This window comes from Fictibacillus sp. b24, from assembly GCF_030348825.1.
Taxonomy (GTDB): domain Bacteria; phylum Bacillota; class Bacilli; order Bacillales; family Fictibacillaceae; genus Fictibacillus.
The window spans coordinates 254,517-277,890 of sequence record NZ_JAUCES010000005.1 but is presented as its reverse complement, the minus strand read 5'-3'; the positions used below and the strand labels follow the sequence as shown (position 1 = coordinate 277,890).

The 23,374-nt window shown below is 42.4% G+C and carries 28 protein-coding genes; 11 read left to right on the top strand and 17 right to left on the bottom strand.

Annotated features, from left to right (window positions below; genetic code table 11):
• Positions 1-80: 80 nt before the first annotated feature.
• The 6 genes from speB to QUF49_RS01500 form a co-directional block, all read right to left on the bottom strand.
• The gene (gene speB, locus QUF49_RS01525; RefSeq protein WP_066244630.1) at positions 81-953 is read right to left on the bottom strand and encodes an agmatinase; all 873 of its coding nucleotides are present in this window, start codon (positions 951-953) and stop codon (positions 81-83) included.
• 317 nt (positions 954-1,270) lie between these two features.
• The gene (speE, locus tag QUF49_RS01520) at positions 1,271-2,101 is read right to left on the bottom strand and encodes a polyamine aminopropyltransferase (RefSeq protein ID WP_289493997.1); all 831 of its coding nucleotides are present in this window, start codon (positions 2,099-2,101) and stop codon (positions 1,271-1,273) included.
• Between the two features lie 232 nt (positions 2,102-2,333).
• A complete protein-coding gene (locus tag QUF49_RS01515; RefSeq protein WP_289493996.1) occupies positions 2,334-2,543 on the bottom strand; it encodes a hypothetical protein in 210 nt (69 codons plus the stop codon).
• A 476-nt stretch (positions 2,544-3,019) separates the two neighbouring features.
• Positions 3,020-3,868 (bottom strand): alpha/beta fold hydrolase, encoded by an 849-nt coding sequence (locus QUF49_RS01510; protein ID WP_289493995.1) that lies wholly within the window; start codon positions 3,866-3,868, stop codon positions 3,020-3,022.
• Positions 3,869-4,467: 599 nt separating this feature from the next.
• Positions 4,468-4,929 (bottom strand): CarD family transcriptional regulator, encoded by a 462-nt coding sequence (locus QUF49_RS01505; RefSeq protein ID WP_198768716.1) that lies wholly within the window; start codon positions 4,927-4,929, stop codon positions 4,468-4,470.
• A 144-nt stretch (positions 4,930-5,073) separates the two neighbouring features.
• Positions 5,074-6,360, bottom strand: a complete 1,287-nt coding sequence (locus QUF49_RS01500) for an amidohydrolase (protein ID WP_289493994.1) — start codon at positions 6,358-6,360, stop codon at positions 5,074-5,076.
• Positions 6,361-6,479: 119 nt separating this feature from the next.
• Between QUF49_RS01500 and QUF49_RS01495 the strand changes: the two genes are divergently transcribed.
• A complete protein-coding gene (locus QUF49_RS01495) occupies positions 6,480-8,543 on the top strand; it encodes a transglycosylase domain-containing protein (protein ID WP_289493993.1) in 2,064 nt (687 codons plus the stop codon).
• Between the two features lie 375 nt (positions 8,544-8,918).
• Here the strand turns inward: QUF49_RS01495 and QUF49_RS01490 are convergent, their stop codons facing one another.
• Positions 8,919-9,449 carry a YwhD family protein gene (locus QUF49_RS01490; protein ID WP_289493992.1) on the bottom strand — a complete coding sequence of 177 codons (531 nt, stop codon included), beginning with the start codon at positions 9,447-9,449 and terminating at the stop codon, positions 8,919-8,921.
• A gap of 160 nt (positions 9,450-9,609) precedes the next feature.
• Between QUF49_RS01490 and QUF49_RS01485 the strand changes: the two genes are divergently transcribed.
• Complete coding sequence (locus QUF49_RS01485) at positions 9,610-10,926, top strand: NCS2 family permease (RefSeq protein WP_289493991.1); 1,317 nt, start codon at positions 9,610-9,612, stop codon at positions 10,924-10,926.
• A gap of 280 nt (positions 10,927-11,206) precedes the next feature.
• Here QUF49_RS01485 and QUF49_RS01480 read toward each other — a convergent pair whose 3' ends face one another.
• A complete protein-coding gene (locus tag QUF49_RS01480; protein WP_289493990.1) occupies positions 11,207-11,647 on the bottom strand; it encodes an immunoglobulin-like domain-containing protein in 441 nt (146 codons plus the stop codon).
• Between the two features lie 112 nt (positions 11,648-11,759).
• On the opposite strand from QUF49_RS01480, the gene QUF49_RS01475 reads away from it, so the two are divergent.
• The gene (locus tag QUF49_RS01475; RefSeq protein ID WP_289493989.1) at positions 11,760-11,969 is read left to right on the top strand and encodes a hypothetical protein; all 210 of its coding nucleotides are present in this window, start codon (positions 11,760-11,762) and stop codon (positions 11,967-11,969) included.
• Positions 11,970-12,022: 53 nt separating this feature from the next.
• Here the strand turns inward: QUF49_RS01475 and QUF49_RS01470 are convergent, their stop codons facing one another.
• The 3 genes from QUF49_RS01470 to QUF49_RS01460 all read right to left on the bottom strand — a co-directional run bounded on the left by QUF49_RS01470 (position 12,023) and on the right by QUF49_RS01460 (position 14,076).
• Positions 12,023-12,526 carry a YwgA family protein gene (locus tag QUF49_RS01470; RefSeq protein ID WP_289493988.1) on the bottom strand — a complete coding sequence of 168 codons (504 nt, stop codon included), beginning with the start codon at positions 12,524-12,526 and terminating at the stop codon, positions 12,023-12,025.
• Positions 12,519-12,704, bottom strand: coding sequence for a hypothetical protein (locus QUF49_RS01465; RefSeq protein WP_289493987.1), 186 nt, complete (start codon positions 12,702-12,704; stop codon positions 12,519-12,521). Before QUF49_RS01465 ends, QUF49_RS01470 begins: the two co-directional genes overlap by 8 nt.
• A gap of 88 nt (positions 12,705-12,792) precedes the next feature.
• Positions 12,793-14,076, bottom strand: a complete 1,284-nt coding sequence (locus QUF49_RS01460) for an HD domain-containing protein (protein WP_289493986.1) — start codon at positions 14,074-14,076, stop codon at positions 12,793-12,795.
• Positions 14,077-14,390: 314 nt separating this feature from the next.
• On the opposite strand from QUF49_RS01460, the gene QUF49_RS01455 reads away from it, so the two are divergent.
• Both QUF49_RS01455 and QUF49_RS01450 read left to right on the top strand, forming a co-directional pair.
• The gene (locus tag QUF49_RS01455) at positions 14,391-15,191 is read left to right on the top strand and encodes a class I SAM-dependent methyltransferase (RefSeq protein ID WP_289493985.1); all 801 of its coding nucleotides are present in this window, start codon (positions 14,391-14,393) and stop codon (positions 15,189-15,191) included.
• Positions 15,191-16,024, top strand: a complete 834-nt coding sequence (locus QUF49_RS01450; RefSeq protein ID WP_289493984.1) for a lipoate--protein ligase family protein — start codon at positions 15,191-15,193, stop codon at positions 16,022-16,024. The genes QUF49_RS01455 and QUF49_RS01450 overlap by 1 nt, the downstream gene beginning before the upstream one ends.
• Positions 16,025-16,257: 233 nt before the next feature.
• On the opposite strand, the gene pta is transcribed toward QUF49_RS01450, so the two are convergent.
• Positions 16,258-17,229, bottom strand: a complete 972-nt coding sequence (gene pta, locus QUF49_RS01445) for a phosphate acetyltransferase (RefSeq protein WP_289493983.1) — start codon at positions 17,227-17,229, stop codon at positions 16,258-16,260.
• Between the two features lie 217 nt (positions 17,230-17,446).
• Between pta and QUF49_RS01440 the strand changes: the two genes are divergently transcribed.
• The 5 genes from QUF49_RS01440 to gerQ all read left to right on the top strand — a co-directional run bounded on the left by QUF49_RS01440 (position 17,447) and on the right by gerQ (position 20,818).
• On the top strand, positions 17,447-17,773 hold the full coding sequence (locus tag QUF49_RS01440) for a four-helix bundle copper-binding protein (RefSeq protein WP_289493982.1): 327 nt from the start codon (positions 17,447-17,449) through the stop codon (positions 17,771-17,773).
• 108 nt (positions 17,774-17,881) lie between these two features.
• Positions 17,882-18,658, top strand: coding sequence for a sporulation protein (locus tag QUF49_RS01435; RefSeq protein WP_289493981.1), 777 nt, complete (start codon positions 17,882-17,884; stop codon positions 18,656-18,658).
• 77 nt (positions 18,659-18,735) lie between these two features.
• Entirely contained in the window at positions 18,736-19,479 is a 744-nt protein-coding gene (gene hemQ / locus QUF49_RS01430) for a hydrogen peroxide-dependent heme synthase (RefSeq protein ID WP_289497559.1), read from the top strand.
• 394 nt (positions 19,480-19,873) lie between these two features.
• Complete coding sequence (locus QUF49_RS01425; protein WP_289493980.1) at positions 19,874-20,305, top strand: cell wall hydrolase; 432 nt, start codon at positions 19,874-19,876, stop codon at positions 20,303-20,305.
• A 12-nt stretch (positions 20,306-20,317) separates the two neighbouring features.
• On the top strand, positions 20,318-20,818 hold the full coding sequence (gerQ, locus tag QUF49_RS01420) for a spore coat protein GerQ (RefSeq protein ID WP_289493979.1): 501 nt from the start codon (positions 20,318-20,320) through the stop codon (positions 20,816-20,818).
• A gap of 70 nt (positions 20,819-20,888) precedes the next feature.
• Here gerQ and QUF49_RS01415 read toward each other — a convergent pair whose 3' ends face one another.
• Complete coding sequence (locus tag QUF49_RS01415) at positions 20,889-21,260, bottom strand: DUF423 domain-containing protein (protein WP_289493978.1); 372 nt, start codon at positions 21,258-21,260, stop codon at positions 20,889-20,891.
• Between the two features lie 116 nt (positions 21,261-21,376).
• The gene (locus QUF49_RS01410) at positions 21,377-21,604 is read right to left on the bottom strand and encodes a YvrJ family protein (RefSeq protein ID WP_066244574.1); all 228 of its coding nucleotides are present in this window, start codon (positions 21,602-21,604) and stop codon (positions 21,377-21,379) included.
• A gap of 204 nt (positions 21,605-21,808) precedes the next feature.
• On the opposite strand from QUF49_RS01410, the gene QUF49_RS01405 reads away from it, so the two are divergent.
• Entirely contained in the window at positions 21,809-21,979 is a 171-nt protein-coding gene (locus QUF49_RS01405; RefSeq protein WP_289493977.1) for a hypothetical protein, read from the top strand.
• Positions 21,980-22,238: 259 nt separating this feature from the next.
• Here the strand turns inward: QUF49_RS01405 and QUF49_RS01400 are convergent, their stop codons facing one another.
• From QUF49_RS01400 to QUF49_RS01390, 3 genes are read right to left on the bottom strand one after another with little or no spacing between them, the layout of a single operon-like run.
• Positions 22,239-22,562: a YwdI family protein gene (locus tag QUF49_RS01400; RefSeq protein WP_289493976.1), complete on the bottom strand. Its 324-nt coding sequence runs from the start codon at positions 22,560-22,562 to the stop codon at positions 22,239-22,241.
• A gap of 35 nt (positions 22,563-22,597) precedes the next feature.
• Complete coding sequence (locus tag QUF49_RS01395; protein ID WP_289493975.1) at positions 22,598-22,810, bottom strand: hypothetical protein; 213 nt, start codon at positions 22,808-22,810, stop codon at positions 22,598-22,600.
• A 32-nt stretch (positions 22,811-22,842) separates the two neighbouring features.
• Complete coding sequence (locus tag QUF49_RS01390) at positions 22,843-23,073, bottom strand: hypothetical protein (protein ID WP_289493974.1); 231 nt, start codon at positions 23,071-23,073, stop codon at positions 22,843-22,845.
• Positions 23,074-23,374 lie beyond the last annotated feature (301 nt).

Below are 23,374 nucleotides of genomic sequence, written 5' to 3'. Positions count from 1 at the left end.
ACACTCACATCCACTCTCCCAAGCAATTAAAAAGCCCCTGTCCATCAGCAAATCACTGACTTACAGGGGCTTTTCTTCAATTATTTTACCCAGCCAAGCAAAATTTCACGTAGGAACTTGCTTGCTGCGATTGGCGTTTGTTCGGAATGGTCATAAATTGGCGCAACTTCTACTAAATCTGCACCAATCACGTTGATGTCAGCTTTTGCGATCAACTGAATCGCTTCAAGAAGCTCTTTGGAAGTGATTCCGCCCGCTTCTGCTGTTCCTGTTCCAGGAGCTGCAGATGGATCAAGCACATCGATATCGATCGTAACGTAAACGTTACGTCCCTTTAATGTTGGAAGAACTTCTTTTAGAGGTTCAGCCACATCAAACTTGTACATGTGCATGCCGCTTGTTTTTGCGAATTCGAACTCTTCACGCATACCAGAACGGATACCGAAAGAATAAACGTTTTCCGCTCCGATCAAATCACACACTTTACGAATCGGTGTCGAGTGGGAAAGCACTTCACCTTCATACTGCTCGCGAAGGTCAGCGTGAGCATCAATGTGAATAACCACATAGTCATCATATTTTTGCTTCAATGCTTTAAAAACAGGCCAAGTTACAAGATGCTCCCCACCCATTCCAAGCGGGAACTTGTTGTCAGCGAGTAGCGTTGAAACATACTCTTCAATCATATCTAGTGAACGCTGCGGATTACCAAAAGGCAATGGAATATCTCCAGCATCAAAATAGTTCACTTCTTCAAGATGCTTGTCCATGTATGGGCTGTACTCTTCAAGGCCAAGTGACGCCTCACGAATACGAGCAGGGCCGAAACGGCTTCCTGGTCGGAATGAAACCGTCCAATCCATCGGCATTCCGTAAAGAACAGCATCGGCCGTTTTATAATCAGGCTTACTTAAAATAAACACATTTCCAGAATAAGCTTCATCAAAACGCATAAGTTTTACACTCCTTATATGTAAAATACGGGACCGTCCCGAAAGTAAGTTCCCACCCACTTTTGACGGCCCCTATTTTTTCTTATTATTATTAGCTGTTTTCGTAGATTGTTGCTTGCGCGCTGACTTTTCCAAAGAAAACTTCATCGAAAAGTTGATTGGAGTGTAAGATGCGAGACTCCTGGGGGATCAGCGGGACAGGTGAGACACCTAAGGGCGCATGGCGCCGAGGTGGTTCACTGCCCGCCCCCCGGAAAGCGAGCATCTGAAACGGAAATCAACCACTTTCAAAAGCAACAAAGCTTTCGATTACAGTATTATTTTTTAATTAAGTCACTAACAAACTTCGGCAGTGCGAATGCAGCTGTGTGAAGCTGTGGTGTCCAATATTTTGTTTCAATATCGTGGAAACGATCAGCAGGAACTTCTAATGGATCGTGCTTCTTAGATCCAATCGTGAACGTCCAAAGTCCGCTTGGGTAAGTTGGGATGTTCGCTGTGTAAAGACGAGTGATCGGGAAGATCTCGCTAACGTCACTGAACACTTGAGAGATCAACTCAGGCGTGAACCAAGGGTTGTCTGTTTGTGCAACAAAGATACCGTCTTCTTTAAGTGCTTTTGAGATTCCTTCATAGAAACCTTTTTCAAAAAGCTTAGCAGCTGGTCCAACTGGCTCAGTGGAATCAACCATGATTACATCGTACTGATTTTCGCTTGTTGCGATGTGCATGAATCCGTCATCTACTTTAACTTCAACGCGCGGGTCCTCTAAGTCACCAGCGATTTCAGGTAAATATTGTTTAGAGTACTCAATTACTTTTCCGTCAATCTCAACAAGTACTGCCTTTTCAACAGATGGGTGCTTCAGCACTTCACGGATTACTCCGCCGTCTCCTCCACCTACAACTAGAACGTGCTTCGGGTTAGGGTGCGTGAAAAGAGGTACGTGCGCTACCATCTCGTGGTAAACGAACTCGTCTTTTTGCGTTGTCATCACCATGCCATCAAGGATCAGCATGTTTCCGAATTCTTCTGTTTCTACCATATCCAGCTTTTGAAATTCTGTTTGCTCAGATACGTACGTTTTGTTAATTTTCATCGTAATTCCGAAATTTTCCGTTTGTTTTTCAGTAAACCAAATACTCATGTTGGTCTCACTCCTACTATATATTTTGAAATGCCAGGCATCGTTGTTTCAACTTTTTACAAACAAAATGATTATAGCATTCTAGGACCTAAGATTCCAATTCAATTTTTGTAAGAATGTGCGTCAAATCTAAATAGCCGCTTCTTTTCCATACCACTTTACTGTTTCCCTAATCTTTCATTATTAAAATAGGACAAATACCCCGTTTCTTTTGGCAGACTATTCTGATTAATTAAGTGGTATAATGAAGATAGCGTCCAGAAGGACAGACGGTCGGCGCATTCCCTTTTTTAAACTGAAGCTGGACATCTAGCTGATTTTGCAGCTTACAGTTAAGGGGGGTGATGCCTCTGACGATCTTTGAGGCGTTGATGTTTGCGGTCGCATTTAGCTCGCTTATCGTTACTGTCCTTACGTCTAAAAATAAATAGGCCTCTGTCACACGTGTAAAAGCACCGGGTTTTCGTTCCAGAAAAACCGGCCTCGCTTTACCGACTCGTGTGTCCCTTCTGGCGCCCCAATCGTCCGTGTCTTGCACGGACGAGTTCTTTTTAGTGGAGTTTCTAAAAAACGGATAATAAGGAACAAAACTTGTTTAAAGTTATCCTTTTATTTGGATCTTTATTTTACAAACGACAAATAGAGAACATACGAACGAATATATGGCAGCCAGCCCTTGCTCTTATAAGTGATCTGACTTAATACCAGTAGTGGTATTAACGACTCTGATTCAGGAAATTGAGGCCATAATCCTAGAAATTATTGAATTAATCCGGCGAGTTTTGATCATTTATCGGCGAGTTGACAAAATTCGACTCTAAACACCCAGCATTATACCCCTCTTACCAACATGCCTGGAACTCAGGAATTTAAAAAAGCCATGAACACTCCAACCGTTGTTCATGGCTACCTTGACTTTTAATTTCCTATAGAGCTATTTCTTACAATTGAGGCTATAATGATATCCCAATCCTCTGTATGCAGCTCATGCCCCGAACCTTCGAGCGTGACGAGTTCAGCATGCGGAATCGCTCTTGCAAGCGCTTGACCGTGTTCGAACGGAAGTGCCCGATCTTCAGTTCCGTGAAGGATAATCGTAGGAACTCCAATTTCACTCATACGATCCAAATACTCTTCACCGCCACCTAGAAAAATATAATTAAAGCGGCTTTGAATCTGTTTGGCACGTGTGTATTCTCTTTCTGCCAATGTGTACATTCTTTCCTTTTCAAATGGTTTTGATCCTGAAAGAACTGCCCATCCCTCTGCTAAATAAGCAATGGACGACTTTCGGTCTGACCAATCAATCGAAGCACTTTTTCCATGAAAATCTAAAATCTTCTGATCCATCTGAGGCAGCTCAGCTTGCTCTGACCCGAAGACACTGGATGCATGGATCGTGAGGCTTAGTACACGTTCAGGATGCTTGATCGCCATAATCTGCCCGATCATTCCACCAAGAGACATTCCCATGATATTCACTTTCTCTATGGAATAGGCATCTAGAATTCCAAACGCATCATCAGCCAGGTCCGTAATCGTATAGTTTGAAGTTCCAGGTTCATAGACGACGGATTGACCGAGATCGCGATGATCATAGCGAATCACATATCTCCCCGTTGCTGCTAAACGCTCACAAAATTCTTCATCCCACCAATCGAGCGAAGACATTGCACCCATGATGAGTAGAACAGCCGGATCGCTAGGATTACCAAAGCTTTCTGTATTTATATTCACCTTATTTGTTTGTAAAAGTTGTTGTTTCATTCTTGTTTCCTCCGTGATTATATTTTTTCGCCTTGTGTAAAGCGCAGAGCAATAAGTACTCAACGGAGTCATCTTGGCCTGCACTTGTCATTATCGAAGTTTGATCCATTTAATGATCATGACGCGTCGGCCTCCTTCTTTTATTTAGTGGTATTAAAACCTTATTTATTTTAACATAATTTTCTGAACTTTTTAACCGATATAAAAAAAGCAACCCGCTTCTACCACTCTCGGCTGCTTTTCCCATTTTACATTCAATTAACAGTACTAGTGGAGGTGGATAAGTAAATCTTCTACAAAATAGTCACTGAGGTATACCTAAAACAATGGAAGCCCTACCTCTCTTCCATCCTTACGGCTCCTTGTCCGTGCCAGTGTGAATCAGTATTACTACGATCAAGTGATTATTGAAAAGAATTTATTTGAAAAACTTTATTTGAAAAACTTCATAAGGTTATAGAGGAAAGTAAAATCAAAATTAAGGATTAGATGGTTGTAGAAATTAAAGAGGTTAAACTAAGTAAGTTTAAGAAGTGTGTTGTCTCTGAAACGACTATGAATGAGATCCTTTTCAAGCCCTCATATCTTGCCATTAAACCTTAACAGAAACTTTTAATCTGGGTTTCAGTGATTCCTTTGATTACTTCAAGTTCACTGAGTAAAAATCCATATGCACTTTCCAACATCTTTTTTTCGCTTGCATTCAGTGTTTTTTCTTTCTTCATACGCATCAAATCACGTACAACTTCGGCACCATCACGTATTTCACCCGTTTTTAGCTTGTCTGAATTTACTTTGTATCTTTCTTTCCACGTTAGTAAAGTTTCAGATTCTCCATTGTGAAAATCGTGCATAATCTGCTTTAATGCTAATAGTTCCGTAACAGGGCGTATCTTAGAATTCATAATCTTACACGCTGGAATCATAACTTGCATGTTGCTGACTGACATTTTTATAACATAATACTGTTGTTTTTCGTCGGGGAATTCTTTTTCTTCTATGGCTTCAATTACGCCTACTCCATGCATTGGGTACACAATGTTATCGCCAATTTGAAACAAATACTCCACCTCCAGATTTGCTAACCTTCTAAGAGTACCATACCCCTCTAATTTAATCAAATATTTTATAATATCATGATTTTATTTTTGGTGTCAATCATTTTTACGAAAAAAAAGCACCTCAAATTTGAGGCGCCTTTCTACTTACAATCGTCCTAAGAGCTCTTTCGTTCGTTCTTTAGCGTTTGCCATCACTTTTTCTTCGTCAATCGTCTTCAACTCACGGCCGCGCATCACAATCTTCCCATCGATGATCACCGTATCTACGTCTTGACCTGTTGCTGAATAGACGAGCAAGTTTGCCGGTTCATGACTCGGAGTCAGATGAAGCTTATTCATGTCCATCAATAGGATATCGGCCTTCTTTCCGACTGTTAACGATCCGACTTCATTTCCGATTCCGAGGATGTCAGCACCGTTCTGTGTCGCCATCGTTAACACATCATGCGCACTCAGCACAGCCGCATCCTCGTACTTCAATTTTTGGAACCAGCTTGCCGCTTTCATCTCCAAAAACAGATCGAGTGAACTCGCGCTTGCCGGACCGTCCGTACCTAAGCCAACTTTAACTCCTGAATCCATTAAACGCTTCACATCACTAATTCCGCATCCAAGCTTTGCATTACTCACCGGGTTATGAATGATGCCGCCACGAATAGTTCTCAGCGTTTTATAATCTTCATCGTTAAAATGAACACCGTGTGCAAGCAGAACCGGTCGCTCGAACACACCTGCCTCTGCTAAATATTCAACAGGTCTCATACTATACTTGTCTGAAATCATACGTTCTTCATCTTTCGTCTCAGCCAGATGAATATGCAAAGGAACATCTTTTTCCTTCGATAGACCAACAGCTGCTTTCAGAAAATCTGGCGGACACATATAAGGTGAATGAGGTGCGATCATCGTTGTAATCCGGCCGTTTCCTTTTCCGTGCCAGCGGTCAACAACATCTCCCGCTTCTTTTAATCGGCCCTCATAATCCGAATCCATCGCGATAAGTCCACGCGCTATAACAGAACGAATTCCAGATTCCACAGCCGCCTCCCCGATCATATCAATACCTATGTACATATCCGCGTAAGACGTTGTTCCGCCTTTGATCATTTCCGCCATCGAAAGTAAAGCTCCCCAATAGCGATCTTCATCGTTCATCTTCATCTCAAGCGGCAGCATCTTTTTATTCAGCCATGTCATTAAGGTTACATCATCACTATAGCAGCGCAATAAGGACATCGGAGTGTGCTGGTGCCCGTTTACAAGTCCAGGCAGAGCAAGCATTCCTTTTCCGTCCAGCTTCTCAACTGTTTCATCCCATTCAACGTTTCCTATTGAATCAATTTTATTGTCTTTTATAAGGATGTCGCCATTGTTTACAACCCATCTTCCATCATCACTTACCGTCATATATTGAATGTTTTGTATAAGCATATTCCGAACCTCCTCTGTCTCACTAGCATTATAGCATTTCATTCTCTTTCCTACGTTTAAGGAGTGTCTTTTTTCACCATACTAGATAAGAAAATGAGAGTTTTTAAGGAGGGCGGATTATGAAGTTTTGGCAGATTTATAAAGAAGCTACGAAACAGCAAAAAATACGCTGGATTAAAAAATGGGGAATCATTGCCTCTGGAAGCTTTGCGCTTTCATTCATTGGACTGCTGCTTCTTGCTAAACTCATGGGCCCGCCTGCATTGCTTGTTCCGCAAACAACCATCATGTACGCCGCTGACGGGTCGAAGATGGGCGAGATCAATAACGGAGGGCAGAACCGATATTGGGTTCCGCTAAAAAAAATAGATAAGAATTTGATCTCTGCCACAATCTCAATTGAAGATAAAAGTTTTTATAAACATAACGGATTTGATTTGAAAAGGATTGCAGGAGCACTACTCGCTGACATTAAAGCTGGTGCGAAAGTGCAAGGAGCAAGTACGATTACCCAGCAGTATGCCCGAAACCTTTTTCTTACACATGAAAAAACGTGGCGAAGAAAGTTTCAAGAAGCGTTTTACACACTGCGCCTTGAAATGAGTTATTCAAAGGATGAGATTTTAGAAGGTTATTTGAACACGATCTATTATGGTCACGGTTCATATGGCATCCAGTCTGCTTCACGCTATTATTTTGGAAAAAACGCAGAGGAACTTTCACTAAGTGAAGCAAGCATGCTCGCAGGGATTCCAAAGGGCCCAAGCTACTATTCACCGATTCTACACGAAGAAAACGCTAAAAGAAGGCAAGGAATTATATTAACCTCAATGGCTGAAGACGGTACGATTAAAAAAGCGGACGTCCAAAAAGCAGCATCAGATAAGTTATCTTATGTTCGTGAAGAAGAGGAAGAGATCGCAACGGTTGCTCCTTACTTTCAGGATGCTGTTATGCGTGCACTAAAAAAAGAACTGAACGTAAACACAAACTCCATACAGTTCGGCGGGCTTCGCATCTACACTACACTCGATCCACACATGCAGGAAGTCGCTGAACATACCATTGAAAACCGGATCATCGATAACAGCTCTATCCAGACCGCATTAGTCGCAATGGATCCTCGCAGCGGTGATGTAAAAGCGCTCGTTGGCGGCCGTGACTTTGAGGAAAGCTCCTTCAACCGTGCGCTCCAAGCGAAACGAGCACCAGGCTCGACTTTCAAACCGTTTTTGTATTACACCGCACTCGAGCACGGATATACAGCATCGACTCCGATTAAATCAGAACCGACCACATTCGCGATGGGAGACGGTATAAGCAGCTATAAGCCGAAGAACTTTAAAAACCGCTACGCGAATGATTTTATAACGATGGCACAAGCGCTCGCTCTTTCTGATAACATTTATGCTGTAAAAACGAACCTTTATTTAGGACCAAATAAACTCGTGAAAACAGCAAAGAAGTTTGGCATAAAGAGTGAACTTGCCGGCATTCCTTCACTTGCTCTTGGATCAAAGGCAGTCGGCGTTTTAGAACTGACGAACGCATACGGAGTTTTTGCAAATGGGGGCAAAAAGGTAGAACCTGTTTTTATTACCAAGATTACCGACTCTAAAGGCGAAGTGCTTTATGAGCACAAGTACGAAAGCGAGCAGGTCATCGACGAGAACAAAGCCTTTGTCATGACTGATCTCTTGGCAGGAACATTTGATGAAAAGCTGAACGACTATACGAGCGTAACAGGATCAAGCATCAACCATTATCTGACGCGTCCGATGGCAGGAAAGTCGGGCTCCACTCCGAACGACAGCTGGATGGTCGGGTATGCTCCACAACTCGTTACTGGTGTGTGGGTCGGCTACGATAACAACGAAGAGCTGCACGATGTGAACGATACGGGCTACTCGAAGCGAATCTGGGCGTATTTCATGGAAGGTGCTTTGAAAAATAAGCAGATCTTATCGTTTGAACAGCCAGAAGGAGTAACTGCCGTAACAATCAATCCGCAAAACGGCAAGCTTGCTACCGAAAGCTGCCCAGTCACCCGCATCTCGTATTATGAAAAAGGAACAGAACCTGTTGAGTATTGTGATGAACACGGCGTATCGAATGAAATAAAAGAGAAACTGGAGCAAAAGAGGGAGAAAAAGGGCTTTTTTAAGCGGATTTTTTCTTGGTGAACCTGTAATCCCTGTCTATTGGTGAGCCGGACAGGGATTTTTTAATCATAAAACAATATTTCCTGAAGTTTCGATGATAATCCCGCGAGTTTTGATGATATTCCCGCAAGTTCTGATGATATTCCCGCGAATTTCGGATATAATCCCGCGAGTCCTAATTACATAAACTACGGCGGGTCGAGACCATTCGACTAGTCCTATCTTTTACCAAATCCTGCACAAAATAAAATGCCCGGAGCTCTACTACAGGAGCCCCAGGCACTTTATTGTCCTAGAAACATTGTGTGTACAATGCTAACTACATTCTAATGGAAGTGCTTTCTTGTCACAAGTTATTTGAAAAATGTTCAAAAAAGGTTCATAACTTTGCCATATTTATTCCACTAATGACTTGATTTCGTCACTAGAACGGCTAAACATCCCTTCATCATGCTCTTTAAGGAAGTTTCCGAGCACTCGGCGAGCACTTACGTCCATATCCTCGACAATCACTTTGCCCTTCATGGATTTATCCATTCGGTTCACGTGTTCCGGAAGACTTTTGTAGCCACGTCGCGCTTCAACGTCAACTTGCATTTCGCATGCCGTTAGACCGAAATAATATGGACCTTCAGCACCACGGTTGATCGTTACCCAAACGAGCCAATACAGTCTCGGATTTGGTGTATCTTCACGATTCGGAGTGAATTTAATGCGCTTTTCCACGTCACTTCTAGCATGCATTGCACCCATATCGATATAAGCGATCGAATCTTCAACATCAACGATAACAGGCGTTACGTGATCGAGTGTTAAACTTCCTACACCATATCCGCCATGTCCATCGGTTGAATCACCGCTAATGATGGTAAAGCCCATCCCTTTTTTCTTTTTATCGCCGTCATTGGAATTGAAAAAATCTTTCATGCTTCCAGCTCCTCTACCATTCATTGTTACCACGTATTGTATCACAAAACATAAAAAACTCTCAGATGGAAACTTTAAAGATAAATGTTGAATAATGCGCTAAAAACGAATATTATATATCATGTACTTATAAATCGTTCGTATTTGGAGGTTCAAACACATGCTTTCATCCTTTTTTAAATTAAAAGAACTTGGTACCACCATTAAAACAGAAATTTTAGCGGGAATTACTACCTTCTTAACGATGGTATACATCGTAGTGGTTAACCCGATTATTTTACATTCGGCAGGCGTTCCTTTTGACACAGTGTTTATGGCAACAATCATTGCCACGGTTGTCGGGACATTATGGATGGCACTTCTCGCCAACTATCCGATCGCCATTGCTCCGGGTATGGGGCTAAATGCGTATTTCGCTTTTTCGGTCGTTGGGAATAACCCTAACATTGATTACCGTATCGCGTTCGGTGCTGTTTTCGTTGCAGGTATTCTTTTTGTAATTTTATCGTTAACACCGTTTCGAGAAAAATTAATCGAATCGATTCCAGCAAACTTAAAGCACGGAATTACAGCTGGTATCGGACTATTTATCGCTTTTATCGGAATGCGACTTACTGGAATTATCGTCGCCCATCCGGAAAATTTAGTAGGGCTCGGTGATCTGCACTCGCCAACTGTACTCTTAGCACTTGCTGGACTTGCGATCACACTTATATTAATGGCACTAAACGTGAACGGCGCATTGTTCTTCGGAATGATTGCAACAGGTGCTATTGCCTATTACACAGAACAACTGAAATTCGAAGACAAAATTATGTCTGTTCCCAACCTGCCATCTGAACTATTTATCTTTGGTGATCCGATCACCGCGTTTTCTGATGTGTTTCAATATGGATTATATGCTGTCGTGTTTTCATTCTTGCTCGTAACCATCTTTGATACAACAGGAACGATGGTTGGTGTAGCTGAACAAGCTGGTCTCATGAAGGGCAAGAAGATGCCTCGTGCACGCCAAGCACTGCTAGCTGACTCAGTTGCGACTACGGTTGGTGCGGCATTTGGTACGAGCCCAACGAGTGCTTACATTGAATCTTCTTCAGGTGTTGCGGCAGGCGGTCGTTCTGGTTTAACGTCTGTTGTCGTTGCGATCCTATTTATCGCAGCTGCATTTTTTGCACCGCTCGTAAGTGCCATTTCAGGTCTAGCGGCCATCACGGCACCAACACTCATTATCGTTGGCAGCTTGATGCTCGGATCTTTAAGCAAGATCAACTGGAACGAGCTTGATGAAGCGTTCCCGGCGTTCTTAATTATTTTAACAATGCCACTCACATCTTCAATCGCAACAGGTATTGCACTAGGATTTATTTCATATCCAATCTTAAAAGTAGTAAAAGGAAAATATCGTGAGGTTCCGTTTTTAGTCTATCTATTTGCGGTATTGTTCTTCTATCAGTTAGCGTTTTTACCTCACTAAAAGCTATTGTATAAACATTGTTGACTTTGTAAGAAGTTGATTTCCGTTCCAGGTGCTTCGCTTTCCGCGGGGCAGGCGGTGAGCCACATTCGGACGTTTCACTCTTAAGTGTCTCACCTGCCCACCTGTCCCGCAGGAGTCTCACACCTTGCACTCCTATCAACTGTCAGTGAAGGGAATAATTAGAGTGAGCTAAAAGCAACAACTGTAGTTAAAATCTTTTAAAACAACACAAAAGACCGGTCAACCCTTACAAATTAGGGCTGAAACCGGTCTTTTCTTATTTTTTATCGAACACAACTGCTACCTTTTCTTTCTTTTCATCTAAAAAGAAATCTTTTGACACTCGGTATGTCCCAGCCTCTTGATCCTTTAAATCAATAACTTGATCATAGTTTTCTCCCGCTTTCACCATGATCATTTGCTCCGTAAACATTTGATTATTATTTACTTTCTCCCATTTCCCAGCTGTCCACTTTTCTAATACATAAGCGGTTCCTGTTGCAGCTTCTTTATCAGATGAATTTTCCAACGAGAAATTCGCTTCCTCATTGCCCTCTTCAATTGCGAGTTCTGCTTCTACACCCGCTTTTTCAGCAGGAATATCATTTTCAATTTGAGGTGCTCCGTTCTTTTTGTCCTCTTCTGGCACTGGTTTTGAGCCACAAGCGGCAAGGAGAACGAGCAGACATGCCATTAAAAACAGCTTCATGTTTTTCATCACTATGCCCTCCTTTTTCTTGTTAGTCGCAAGAAAAAGAAAAAAGTTTCAGATAAACTGTCGTTTATTCGGAGAATTCGGTGGATATGCTGATAAAAAGGGATGGTGTCGCATGAAGATTTGGCTAGCTGCTTTAATTTTGTCGTTGTTGTTTTTAGGGCTAGGAATTGGCTATTACGCAACTCGCCTTTACGATAAGAGTGTTGTAAAAGGTTTTGTAACTACACTGCTTGCTATTATCGTTCCCTTTTGTGTGTTTATTGGATTTATTTATTTTTATGGCCTTTACAATCACGGTCATCCGCTTCAATTTAAATGGTAAACAAAAAACCTGTTCTTAGGCTGCACTAACCGACGCCCTCAAACAGGTTTTTTTTATTGCACTTGGCTTTTTAATGAGTTGATATATGCAAAAGCTTCATCCATCTCTTCTTCTGTATACTTTTGTTTTGCTTTAACGGTCTGGACCTTTTCTTTAATCTCATCCTGCTCAAGCTTTTCAAAGTACATAACGCTTGAAACAAGCTCCAGAAAACGCGAAGATTGCTCATTCATCGAGCGGACACAATTGCCTAGCTGTTCGATCTCCGCACCATATGTGGAAAGAAGCTTCTGTCCTTCTTCATTCACGGCATAACGGTACTGTGAATAACCGCTCACCTTTTCTTTTACTTCATGTATGTATCCCATGTTGCAGAGCTCTTCGATTTTTAACGTTAACTCCTCGGAATATGGGCCATAAAAGTGAAATTGATATTTTTCTTGAAAAGGAAAATTCAGCTTTTTTGCGATATACACCATCTTTTGAAGCTTTTTCCGGCCGACCACTTCCCCGGCTTCTTGAATCAAGGTGACTACCTTTAAATGATCCTCAAACACAGTACTTCCCCCTAACATCCTTTTTCGTTTTATCTATTTTTTCTTGTAGGTATTTGTTCATGTAAGCAGTTGATTTCCGTTTCAGGTGCTCGCTTTCCGCGGGGCAGGCGGTGAGCCCCTTGCCGCTATGCTCCTTTAAGGGTCTCACCTGACCGCTTGTCCCGCAGGAGTCTCCCACCTTACACTCCCATCAACTCGCAGTGATGTTTTTTTAGAACCAATCAATAAAAATATTAAATCGCGTCCTAAACAACATTTGCACTTGATTATCTATTCAAAATCTCTTTAATTTTACTTTTAAGCGTTTCATCCTCAATCGCTTCAATGAGATCAAGCGGAAAATACAGCTTATGATCTGTACGGCGTTTTCCTGAAATCGCTTCAACGACATCGGATTCGCGGGATAGCTCGCGAATATCGCCGTTTGGTTTTAATAGGTTGATCGGCAGACGCTCTTCTTTTTCACCAGGACGGTAAAAATCGTATGGCAGATCTGACGATGAATCCACTACTAAATAATATTTCGGATTGATGCCGGCTTCTGTAAAATAACCCGACAGCAAATGTCCATCCGTAAACGAGACCATTTCGGTATATTTAAATAATTTCCGATCAATAAATCGCTGACATAAATCGCTAAGGATAGCATCCTCTTCTTCCATCCATCCTTGGAAGTAATAATGAATAACACCTTCATCCAGCGAAATATAATCGTGAAGTGAAACATCGCCTTCAAACAGCGTTTTAAAGTGAGAGAGCTCTCTCTTAAATGTATACCCTGTTTCATAAAGTTCCTTCGCTCGGTGAAGAATTTTACTTAAAATCACTTCAGCACTGCGCGTTACAGGATGAAAATAAACTTGCCAGTACATTTGGTAGCGGCTCATTATGTAGTCTTCCACCGCATGCATTCCGCTCGATTTAATGACAACACCCTCTTCAGTAGGGCGCATCACACGAAGAATCCGCTCAATGTCAAAGTTGCCGTAGCTTACGCCAGTAAAATAAGCATCTCGTAAAAGATAATCCATTCGGTCTGCATCAATCTGGCTTGAGATCAAGCTGACGATCAGTTTATCGCTGTGTGTTTTCGCGATCACTTCTGCAACCTGCTTCGGAAAATCAACACCCATCTGCAAAAGGACGTTATGAACTTCTGTATCTCCTAAAATAATATCTCTGCTGAACTCCTCATGATCGACCCCGAACACTTTTTCAAAGGAGTGTGAGAATGGACCGTGTCCAACATCATGCAAAAGGGCCGCGGATAGAACAAGCAGGCGCTGCTCAGGATCCCACGTTTGTTTTTCTTGAAAAATATCAATGATCCGCCTCGTAATCTCATAAACACCAAGAGAGTGGCTAAAACGGCTATGTTCTGCTCCATGAAATGTTAAGTATGTCGTCCCAAGCTGACGAATTCTTCGCAGTCTTTGAAACTCGCGAGTGCCGATCAGACGCCAGATCAGCTCATCACGCACATGAATGTATCGATGCACAGGATCTTTAAACACTTTCTCTTCGTGCAACTTTCCTAATGGTTTGGCCATTGAATTTTTCCTGCTCCCTCTCTACAGCATTTATAGGTAAGAGTTCTCGTAAAAAAGAAAAATCCCTTCCTCAATCATTCCGTCGAGAAGGTATTTTCTGTACAAAAAGTCGTGTTGTATTTAATAGAATATACCCTATTGTATCGTGTTCATAACTTTGAAAACAACCACTATTTTTTTCTAGCCGGTCTTTATATATATCGGTAAAAGATAACCGGCATCCACCATTTTCTTACCCTTCTGATTTGAGTTATACTAGATAAGGCTTAATACGGAAATGATAGATTTTATATAGATTTCAGGAGGAACAAATCATGGATCAAGAACGTAGAATTAGAAACGGACAAGCATGGAGCAACAGCTCTTATACCGCTTGGGTAAACCGCTTTGGCACGCCGGAAAAAGCAGTTTCGCGTATCACAAAAGATCCTAAGCGCCGGCTTCAGCCACTGAATCAGTACATTGGCGAAGTTTCGGACAAAAAAGTTGTGAACCTCTTAGGTTCTCATGGCAGTAAAGCAGTAGCACTCTCTTTACTCGGAGCAGATGTTACCGTAATCGATATTTCGGAATCGAACGCAGCTTATGCGAGTGAACTGGCTAAGGCTGCTAATGTTGATGTCCGCTATGTGGTAGAGGATATTTTGAATCTGCCGGAATCGGAAATGACTGCAGATTACGATATGGCGTTTATGGAAAACGGCATTCTTCACTATTTTGCTGATCTGAACGAATACTTTGCGGTAGTGGCAGGTCTTTTGAAAAAGGGCGGAACACTCATCCTGCAAGACTTCCACCCCGTTTCTACAAAACTCATAGAATCTCAAGGCAAAAGCCAATCGGTTCGAAAGCATAAAGTTTCGGGGGATTACTTTAGCGAAGAACTTGTAACGACAGACGTGGCCTATTCTAAGTTCTTGCCTGAGCTGCAGTACGCAACATCAGAAGAGCGTGCACCGTTCCAAGTACAAATTCGCCAGTGGACGCTAGGCGAGATTGTTACCGCGATCGGCTCGGCAGGACTCTGGATCAAACAGCTCGTCGAAGAACCACACCCGGATGAACTCGACCACGGCATTCCAAAGTCCTTTATTATTGTGGCGGAGAAATTGTAATGGCGGATCATTTACTGAGCCAGCCGGTCTGGCGGCTGATCGACCAGTCTTCCCTTGGACCGTCGTTTGATGCGCGGCAGTCTTTTGCGACCGATGACACTCTTTGCACATCGATCGGAAGCGGTGATTCACCGGCAACAGCTCGCACATGGGTTCACCATGACACGATCGTCCTCGGCATACAGGATACACGCCTGCCTCATCTAAGGGAAGGGATTGATTTTCTAGAGTCTCGGGGTTATCGCGTAATCGTGAGAAATTCTGGTGGGCTTGCCGTGGTGCTTGACAGCGGCGTGCTGAACATTTCACTCATTCTTCCTGAAAAAGAAGGAACGATCGACATCAATCAAGGGTACGACACGATGACGGCACTTGTTGGCGAGCTTCTTGCGCCTTATGATGCAGCGTTTGAAGCGTATGAGATCGTAGGTTCTTATTGCCCGGGAAGTTATGATCTAAGTATTGGCGGAAAAAAATTTGCGGGAATCTCCCAGCGGCGTATGCGTGGCGGGGTCGCTGTACAGATCTACCTTTGCGTGGACGGCAGCGGTTCAGAGCGTGCGGCGTTGATCGGAGAGTTTTATAAGCGCGGTTTAGCAGGATTGGAGACAAAGTTCCAGTACCCGGTGATTGAGCCAGATGTTATGGCAAGCTTAGCGGAACTGCTTGGACGCCCTGTGACAGTTCCTGAAATTCACGCCTCCTTACTGAGTGTACTGCACAAAAATAGCGAGCTTTTTTACAGCGGTCAGCTTTCGGTGGAGGAAAGCGAGCTGCTTCCAGGTAACATAAAACGAATGTGGGATCGAAATGAGAAGGCACTGTCACTATAAGTGACGGTGTCTTTTTGAGGTGTACAAGATAGAACCTGAAATTTATTTTTATGTGATGAATGGCTATTTTTATGTGATCTCCCTATTTTTTTATGTGATAACGGTCCTTTTTTATGTGATGTGACTCCATTTTTATGTGATGGTGTATTTTTAACAGCAGACTGGCCAAGCCGCCTGCATTTTCCATACAAAAAAGCCAGCTGCACAGAGCTGGCTTCACCTATTTTACAAACTTACAGTGCTTGCATCGCTGTAATCAATGCTAATTTATAAACGTCTTCTGAATTACAGCCACGGGAAAGATCGTTTACAGGCATGTTTAATCCTTGAAGGATCGGTCCAATCGCTTCAAAACCGCCTAAGCGCTGAACCATCTTGTATCCGATGTTTCCTGTTTCAAGGCTTGGGAAAATAAATACGTTCGCTTCCCCTTTGATTGGTGATTCTGGTGCTTTTTTCGCTGCAACTGACGGTACGAACGCTGCGTCGAACTGAAGCTCTCCGTCATAAGGAAAGTCTGGGTTCATTCCTTTCAGAACTTCCAATGCTTCTACCACTTTTTCAGTCTCTGGTGAAACCGCAGAGCCTTTTGTAGAGAATGAAAGAAGTGCTACTTTCGGGTCAATTCCGAATACGCGAGCTGTTTCAGCAGAAACCATCGCAGATTCCGCTAAGTCTTGGCTGCTTGGAGAAATGTTGATCGCGCAGTCAGCGAACACATATTTCTCGTCGCCACGAACCATGATGAACGCACCAGATGTTTTCTTCACGCCTTCTTTGGTTTTGATGATTTGAAGCGCCGGACGAACCGTGTCAGCTGTAGAATGTGCTGCACCACTCACAAGTCCGTGAGCTTTCCCTGTGTAAACAAGCATTGTTCCGAAGTAATTTTCATCCAACAAAATTTTGCGTGCTTGCTCTTCTGTTGTTTTCCCTTTACGGCGTTCAACTAGTGCATCAACTAATGCGTCGAACTCGCCGTATTCAGCAGGATTCAGCACTTGTACTCCATCTAAAGAGAAGTTACCCGCTTGTGCTTTTGCTGTCACGTCAGCAGGGTTTCCTACTAAAATAGGCTGCAATACCTTTTCAGATGCTAGACGGCTAGCTGCCTCTAGAATTCTTTCATCCGTTCCTTCAGGAAAAACGATAACCGGATTTGCGGATTGAACTCTGTTTTTTAAATCTATAAAAAGATCACTCATGATTTTGCCTCCTATTTCCTATAAATACTCTACTTTTTGCATTCCCTATTAGGTTACTCCTTTTTTTACACCTTTTAAACCTACCCATGCAGTTGTAAGCGCTTGATAGAAGAAGTTCTTATATTTTGAATTTTTCAACGTCTGTACCCCGCATGTTTACAACTACGACTCAGGGGAAACAGTTTACTAAAATCGATTAGTAGGAGGTTTTTCAGAAATGAACCAAACGTTTCAAGAGTGTATCGATGAATGCCTGCGCTGTATGCAAGCGTGCAACCATTGCTATGATGCTTGTTTAAAAGAAGAAGACGTTAAGATGATGGCGGATTGTATCAGACTTGACCGTGAATGCTCTGATATTTGCAGTTATGCTGCAGAGATGATGGCGCGCAACAGCCCATTCATTAAAGAAATCTGTGAACTATGCGCAAAAGTTTGTGAAGCTTGCGGTAATGAATGTAAACAGCACGATCACGAGCATTGTCAGGAGTGTGCAAAGGCATGTTTCAGATGTGCAGACGCTTGTAGAAAAATGATCGCCTAGAACGATACAAACTTTCTTCCAAATCGGGAGAAAGTTTTTTATTTGCACATGAATCTTTTTAACTCCTCTTCCGTACAATTGATAGAAAAATTTGGAGGAGGAATTTACATGTCTTTTGTAAACCGCATGTTAGCTTCAGTAGGAATTGGATCAGCAAAGGTAGACACAATCTTAGATAAAGATACTTACTCACCTGGTGAAAACATTACAGGAAAAATAAAAATTGAAGGTGGCAAGGTCGATCAAAACATCGATCACATTACTCTTTATGTAATGACAGAATACTATCGTGAAATAGATGATAAAAAAGTACGCGAAACAGCGGCGATCGAGAAAACGACTGTTACGAGCTCCCTTGTTGTAAAAGCAGGTAGCCAGCAAGAGATTCCTTTCTCTCTTAAACTTCCATATGATGCACCGTTAACTCTCGGACATACTCCTGTTTGGATCAAAACAGGACTTGATATTCAGATGGCTGTGGATCCCACTGACAACGATCAGATTCGTGTGCTGCCTGATGCCGAAACGTCTGCGATCTTTGATGCGATTGAACAGCTTGGATTCCGCCTCCGAAAAGCATACTGCGGTTCTGCACCACGTTATATGCGCCGCAGACTTCCGTTTTTACAAGAGTTCGAGTATGTTCCGACTTCAGGAGCATATGCAGGAAAGCTTGATGAGCTAGAAGTAATCATGGTTCCGCAAACAGACAGCATCGAGCTTTTACTTGAAATTGATAAAAAAGGAAAAGGGTTGTTCGGTATGCTGTCAGAGGCAATGGATCTTGACGAAACGAAAGTGCGCCTCACACTTACACGCAGCGAGCTTCGAAATCCTGCTGGTGTTAAAACTAAGATTGAGCAGTTGCTTCGCCAATACAGCTAATCCCCCTTTTTGGATTCGTCCCTACTTATGGTATATTTGTAGGGACGTGTTTATATCTAGCAAGGAGTGAATAAATGATGAGTGAAGCAGCGATTACACTAGAAGGCTGGTATTGCCTTCATGATTTCCGTACGATGGACTGGGCCGCTTGGAAAACGCTTACGAGTGACCAGAGAGAATATGCAATCAATGAATTTTTAACGTTCCTTGAAAAGTGGGAGAACGTAGAAGCAAACAAAGCCGGCAGTCATGCTCTTTACAGCATCATGGGGCAAAAAGCTGATTTCATGATGATGCTTCTTCGTCCGACGATGGAAGAACTGAACGAGATCGAGAACGCATTTAACAAAACAGCTTTCGCACAATATACAGTAAAAGAATACTCTTACGTTTCTGTTGTTGAGCTTAGTACGTACAACCCTCAAAACGAGAGCGGCGAGATGGATCCGATGATTAAAGCTCGTCTTTTCCCTGAACTGCCAAAATGGAAGCATGTATGTTTCTATCCGATGGACAAGCGCCGTGATGGTGACGATAACTGGTACATGCTGCCGATGGAAGAGCGCAAGAAGATGATGTACTCCCACGGCATGATCGGCCGCGGCTATGCAGGGAAAGTGAAGCAGATCATCACTGGATCAGTCGGCTTTGACGATTGGGAATGGGGCGTAACGCTGTTCTCAAACGACATGCTTCAATTTAAGAAGTTAGTATACGAAATGCGCTTTGACGAAGTAAGTGCACGCTACGGCGAGTTCGGATCTTTCTATGTTGGAAACATCCTGACAAAAGAAGCAATGCCTGCTTATTTACAAGTGTAAGTAGATTGAGGTGACTCGTTTTTATGACGAGTCACTTTTTTATTTTTGTCGAAACTTCAATAAATTTTTTTATCCGTGAATTTATTAACTTTATCCGTGAAATTATGCATACTACCGTGAATAAAAAATGGATTACCGTGAAATTAATTGCTAGCGGCCGCCCCATTTAAACATCAATCCATAATGTTCTTTCCACAAGAACATTCCTTCCACTCTACGACCCTTTCATTGCTGATTAGAAGCAATTTATCACCACCCCCTCATAAAAGTCTCCAAAGCATGAAACTTTCATCCCGTTATTGGTCTAGTTTCCTAAAACAGCTCATACACATATATCGAATGTTCTGTTTCCCTGCTTGTACACCATGAATCAACACATAGAGGGGGAAGGCAAGTGGCAGTCATTAAAGCGACCAATAAGGATATCGATCTGCTTGCACGACTTATACGTGCTGAGGCGGAAGGTGAAGGCGATCAAGGCATGCTGCTCGTTGGCAATACCGGCGTGAACCGCATTCGCTCTAACTGCCTTGATTTTAAAAATATCCGAACGATGCAGCAGATGGTATTTCAGAGGCCAGGGGGATTTGAAGCCACCATCAAAGGATACTTTTATCAAGGTGCGCGTGAGAATGAAAGAAGATTAGCCAGAAGAGTCATTAACGGCCAGCGTTTTCATCCAGCTAAAAATTCTTTATGGTTTTTTGATCCAAGCGGTCCTTGTCCTGCGACTTGGTACAATCAACCGCGTGCAGGAAGCTTTAAGGCACACTGTTTTTATCAACCGAGACAAAGCGATTGTCCAAATGTGTTTAACACCTTTTAGGGAGGTTTGTTGATGAACAACTTTAATCCGTATGGCCAGGAGTATTATCGGCAGCAAAATGGAATGAATGGAATGAATGGTATGAATGGAATGGGCGGCATGATGGGTGGCTCTATGGGTGGTATGGCCGGAATGGGCGTCCCTCAGGATATGGCCCAAAGCCAGCAGGCGCCTGGAATGGGTGGCGGCCCTCTGCCTGACATAGGTGCACCAGGTCAGCTTCCGCTTGAGCAATCGTACATTGAAAATATTTTACGTATGAACAAAGGAAAAGTCGCAACCGTCTATATGACGTTTGAAAATAACGAAAAATGGAACGCGAAAGTTTTTAAGGGGGTCATTGAAGCAGCAGGGCGTGACCACATTATCTTAAGTGATCCGCAGACCGGAAAGCGTTATTTACTGTTAATGGTATACGTGAACTATGTTACGTTTGATGAGGAGATCAACTATAGCTATCCGTTCGGCACGCAGCAGCAATCCGGACAGCTCTCTCAATACAGCCCGCGTTGATAGAACGTCATTCATGTCTGGTTCAGGCAATCAAAAGATTAAGGCGCCCTAATTTAAGAGCGCCTTTTTATTATGCTTTTACTACCGCAATGATCAGCAAGATCCAGCCTACAATAAACGCTACGCCACCAAGCGGTGTGATTGGGCCGAAAAACTTCATGCCTGTGTTTGAGAGTGCGTAAAGACTTCCAGAGAACAATAAAATCCCGATAAAGAACGACCAACCTGCTCCAGTTAATAAAGACGATGCCGGCCACTTTCCTAGTAAAATGCCTACTGCCAGCAATGCCAGTGCATGATACATATGATATTGAACCCCTGTTTGGTACACATTCAGCATATTGCGTGCTGTTAATTTCGCCTCAAGCGCATGTGCACCGAATGCTCCCAGCATGACAGCAAGCATGGCATGAATCGCTCCTAATATAAGAAAAAGCTTCATAGTTTTCCACTCCTGTTTTTCTTTTATCTTACCACTGAAATATGCGGATACAAAAGAATGCCACAGGATTGTAAAGATTTTGGCGGACGGGTTGTCCATGATAAAAAAAGCGAACGTTAACGTTTCTTCGGCTGACGTTCGCTGTCCAGCAAGCGGACATATTGATCGATCTTCCTTTCAAGCTCCTCCTTCTCCACCAATTCTGAGTGAAGTTCTCTTATGATTCCTTCAAGACTCTGAATCCTCTTTTCAAACTGAAAAAGCAAATACCCAGCAATGACAATGGGAAAGCCCACATTTCCGAGGAGATTGACAAGGTTTAACCATTCACTTGCACCATTCATATTCCGTTCACCCCTCATTTTATATCGAACAAAACAGAACGTATGTTCGTAAATTTATTATAAAACGAAGGAGGAATTTTTACCATCATTCCATTCTCATATTTTCATTTTGATTCATTTGGCCTATACAAAAAAGAGGTTTAAATAAATTTTATAGTGGAATACAAAAAACAAGACAGAAACTAATAAGGGAGGAACAACACAATGGAACTTATTATTACTATGATATATACAATGATTGGTTTAGCTGCTCTAAGCCTTATCGCAACAGCCGCTGCCGTTTATTTTTCTAATAAAAAGATTAACGAAAAAATTGAAATTGCAAAACGCAGAGATGAAAGAATGGAACATAGAAACACATACGTATCGATATAACAGTGCTGACTAGGCGCTGTTTTTTTTGTGTGTAATGCTGTAAATTCTTCCCCGCATGTAGCGACTCGCAGAAATATGGGGTAAACTCCCCGGGATTCTAGTTCAATCTCGCGGGATTACACCTATATTTCGCGGGATTATTTGCAAAACTTCTGGAATCACTGCTTCTATAATTCCTCAACTGGACCTACGTGCATTACAAACTACAATTAAGAAGAAAAACCCACTCAAAAAGAGCAGGTTTTCCATCAACTACATTTTAAAAATCAAAAATAGAGTCTCCATTGCCATCTTTTGCGTCTTGATCGTCATCATCATAGTCCATATCAAAATCCATCATCGACTTTTTATGGGGTTTTGCTGATGGTGCTGTCATCATGCTTGCCGGTTTTTGCACAGGATGAGACGGTACCCATTCTTTTACACCAGCTGAGTTGTCCTCTTCCGCCTCCAGCATTAACTCGCACAACGTTTGGATCGCTGAAACGTGTTCACGCAGCTTAGGAGAATTTTCACTCAGCTGTTTCATTTCTGCTACATGTTTTTCTATTTTCTTCGCAAACTGACTTACTGGTATATTCATTACATTCACCACAATTATCTTTTTTTCTTATTCTATCAAACGCCTGCACATAAATAAAATAACGAACAAAAAGACAGCTTCAAATAAGCTGTCTCTTCCGCTCCAAATTCCGCTCGATAACCCTCATTCACTAGCACACGTACGGTGATCCAGGCCGCCAGCATGATAGTGAATGCGAAAATAGATACAGATTTTATCTCTAATAAACGTCCCCCTTTAAATGACAGTCTCTTATCATTGCACATCATTAACTGCTCATATCAATAATGCGTTCTAAATGCTATGACGTATCTACCCAACAGAAATTCTGCTTGTTGAATGTGCCCGCAATCGCACGTTCAAAATCAGCTGCAATCTTGCCACTCACTTCAGCATACGAGAACGAATTAGACGCTAATGCATTCGCCATCACAACTTGTCCTGTTTTCGGCATTGACACTGCAACCATGTAATTCTTCATAACCGACCCCATTAACAGCAGAACCCAAAGGACATACGTCATAACTTCCATCTTCCCTACCCCTTTCAAATTTTCGATTATTTGTTCCGATCTATTTAAACCTACTTTAATGGCAAGTTGACCCTATGATCCTTCCTCCTTTCGAACTTACCAATTTATGTGGTGTTACTTGCGATTATACGTACCTTTTACTAAAATGTTTGTCACAATGTGCTTTTGTTTTAGAGTTTCTATCAACAAAACAAGCGCTTCATATACAAAAAAGAGCAGATTGAGCTCACTTTTTTGTATAATAGTTAATGTAGAAGTGAATATGTTAGCGAGTTTAAGCTGAATATGATAGAAAAAGACG

Bases quoted from the DNA above. Each gene is read 5' to 3' on its own strand.
- QUF49_RS01405 (WP_289493977.1), top strand. From the start codon at position 21,809: ATGGAACTTATTATTACTATGATATATACAATGATTGGTTTAGCTGCT.
- QUF49_RS01435 (WP_289493981.1), top strand. From the start codon at position 17,882: ATGTCTTTTGTAAACCGCATGTTAGCTTCAGTAGGAATTGGATCAGCA.
- QUF49_RS01415 (WP_289493978.1), bottom strand. From the start codon at position 21,260: ATGAAGCTTTTTCTTATATTAGGAGCGATTCATGCCATGCTTGCTGTC.
- QUF49_RS01495 (WP_289493993.1), top strand. From the start codon at position 6,480: ATGAAGTTTTGGCAGATTTATAAAGAAGCTACGAAACAGCAAAAAATA.
- QUF49_RS01510 (WP_289493995.1), bottom strand. From the start codon at position 3,868: ATGAAACAACAACTTTTACAAACAAATAAGGTGAATATAAATACAGAA.
- QUF49_RS01395 (WP_289493975.1), bottom strand. From the start codon at position 22,810: ATGATGTGCAATGATAAGAGACTGTCATTTAAAGGGGGACGTTTATTA.
- QUF49_RS01455 (WP_289493985.1), top strand. From the start codon at position 14,391: ATGGATCAAGAACGTAGAATTAGAAACGGACAAGCATGGAGCAACAGC.
- QUF49_RS01390 (WP_289493974.1), bottom strand. From the start codon at position 23,073: ATGGAAGTTATGACGTATGTCCTTTGGGTTCTGCTGTTAATGGGGTCG.
- QUF49_RS01475 (WP_289493989.1), top strand. From the start codon at position 11,760: ATGAAGATTTGGCTAGCTGCTTTAATTTTGTCGTTGTTGTTTTTAGGG.
- QUF49_RS01440 (WP_289493982.1), top strand. From the start codon at position 17,447: ATGAACCAAACGTTTCAAGAGTGTATCGATGAATGCCTGCGCTGTATG.
- speB (WP_066244630.1), bottom strand. From the start codon at position 953: ATGCGTTTTGATGAAGCTTATTCTGGAAATGTGTTTATTTTAAGTAAG.
- QUF49_RS01480 (WP_289493990.1), bottom strand. From the start codon at position 11,647: ATGAAAAACATGAAGCTGTTTTTAATGGCATGTCTGCTCGTTCTCCTT.
- hemQ (WP_289497559.1), top strand. From the start codon at position 18,736: ATGAGTGAAGCAGCGATTACACTAGAAGGCTGGTATTGCCTTCATGAT.
- gerQ (WP_289493979.1), top strand. From the start codon at position 20,318: ATGAACAACTTTAATCCGTATGGCCAGGAGTATTATCGGCAGCAAAAT.
- QUF49_RS01485 (WP_289493991.1), top strand. From the start codon at position 9,610: ATGCTTTCATCCTTTTTTAAATTAAAAGAACTTGGTACCACCATTAAA.
- QUF49_RS01500 (WP_289493994.1), bottom strand. From the start codon at position 6,360: ATGCTTATACAAAACATTCAATATATGACGGTAAGTGATGATGGAAGA.
- QUF49_RS01490 (WP_289493992.1), bottom strand. From the start codon at position 9,449: ATGAAAGATTTTTTCAATTCCAATGACGGCGATAAAAAGAAAAAAGGG.
- QUF49_RS01450 (WP_289493984.1), top strand. From the start codon at position 15,191: ATGGCGGATCATTTACTGAGCCAGCCGGTCTGGCGGCTGATCGACCAG.
- QUF49_RS01460 (WP_289493986.1), bottom strand. From the start codon at position 14,076: ATGGCCAAACCATTAGGAAAGTTGCACGAAGAGAAAGTGTTTAAAGAT.
- speE (WP_289493997.1), bottom strand. From the start codon at position 2,101: ATGAGTATTTGGTTTACTGAAAAACAAACGGAAAATTTCGGAATTACG.
- QUF49_RS01400 (WP_289493976.1), bottom strand. From the start codon at position 22,562: ATGAATATACCAGTAAGTCAGTTTGCGAAGAAAATAGAAAAACATGTA.
- pta (WP_289493983.1), bottom strand. From the start codon at position 17,229: ATGAGTGATCTTTTTATAGATTTAAAAAACAGAGTTCAATCCGCAAAT.
- QUF49_RS01410 (WP_066244574.1), bottom strand. From the start codon at position 21,604: ATGAATGGTGCAAGTGAATGGTTAAACCTTGTCAATCTCCTCGGAAAT.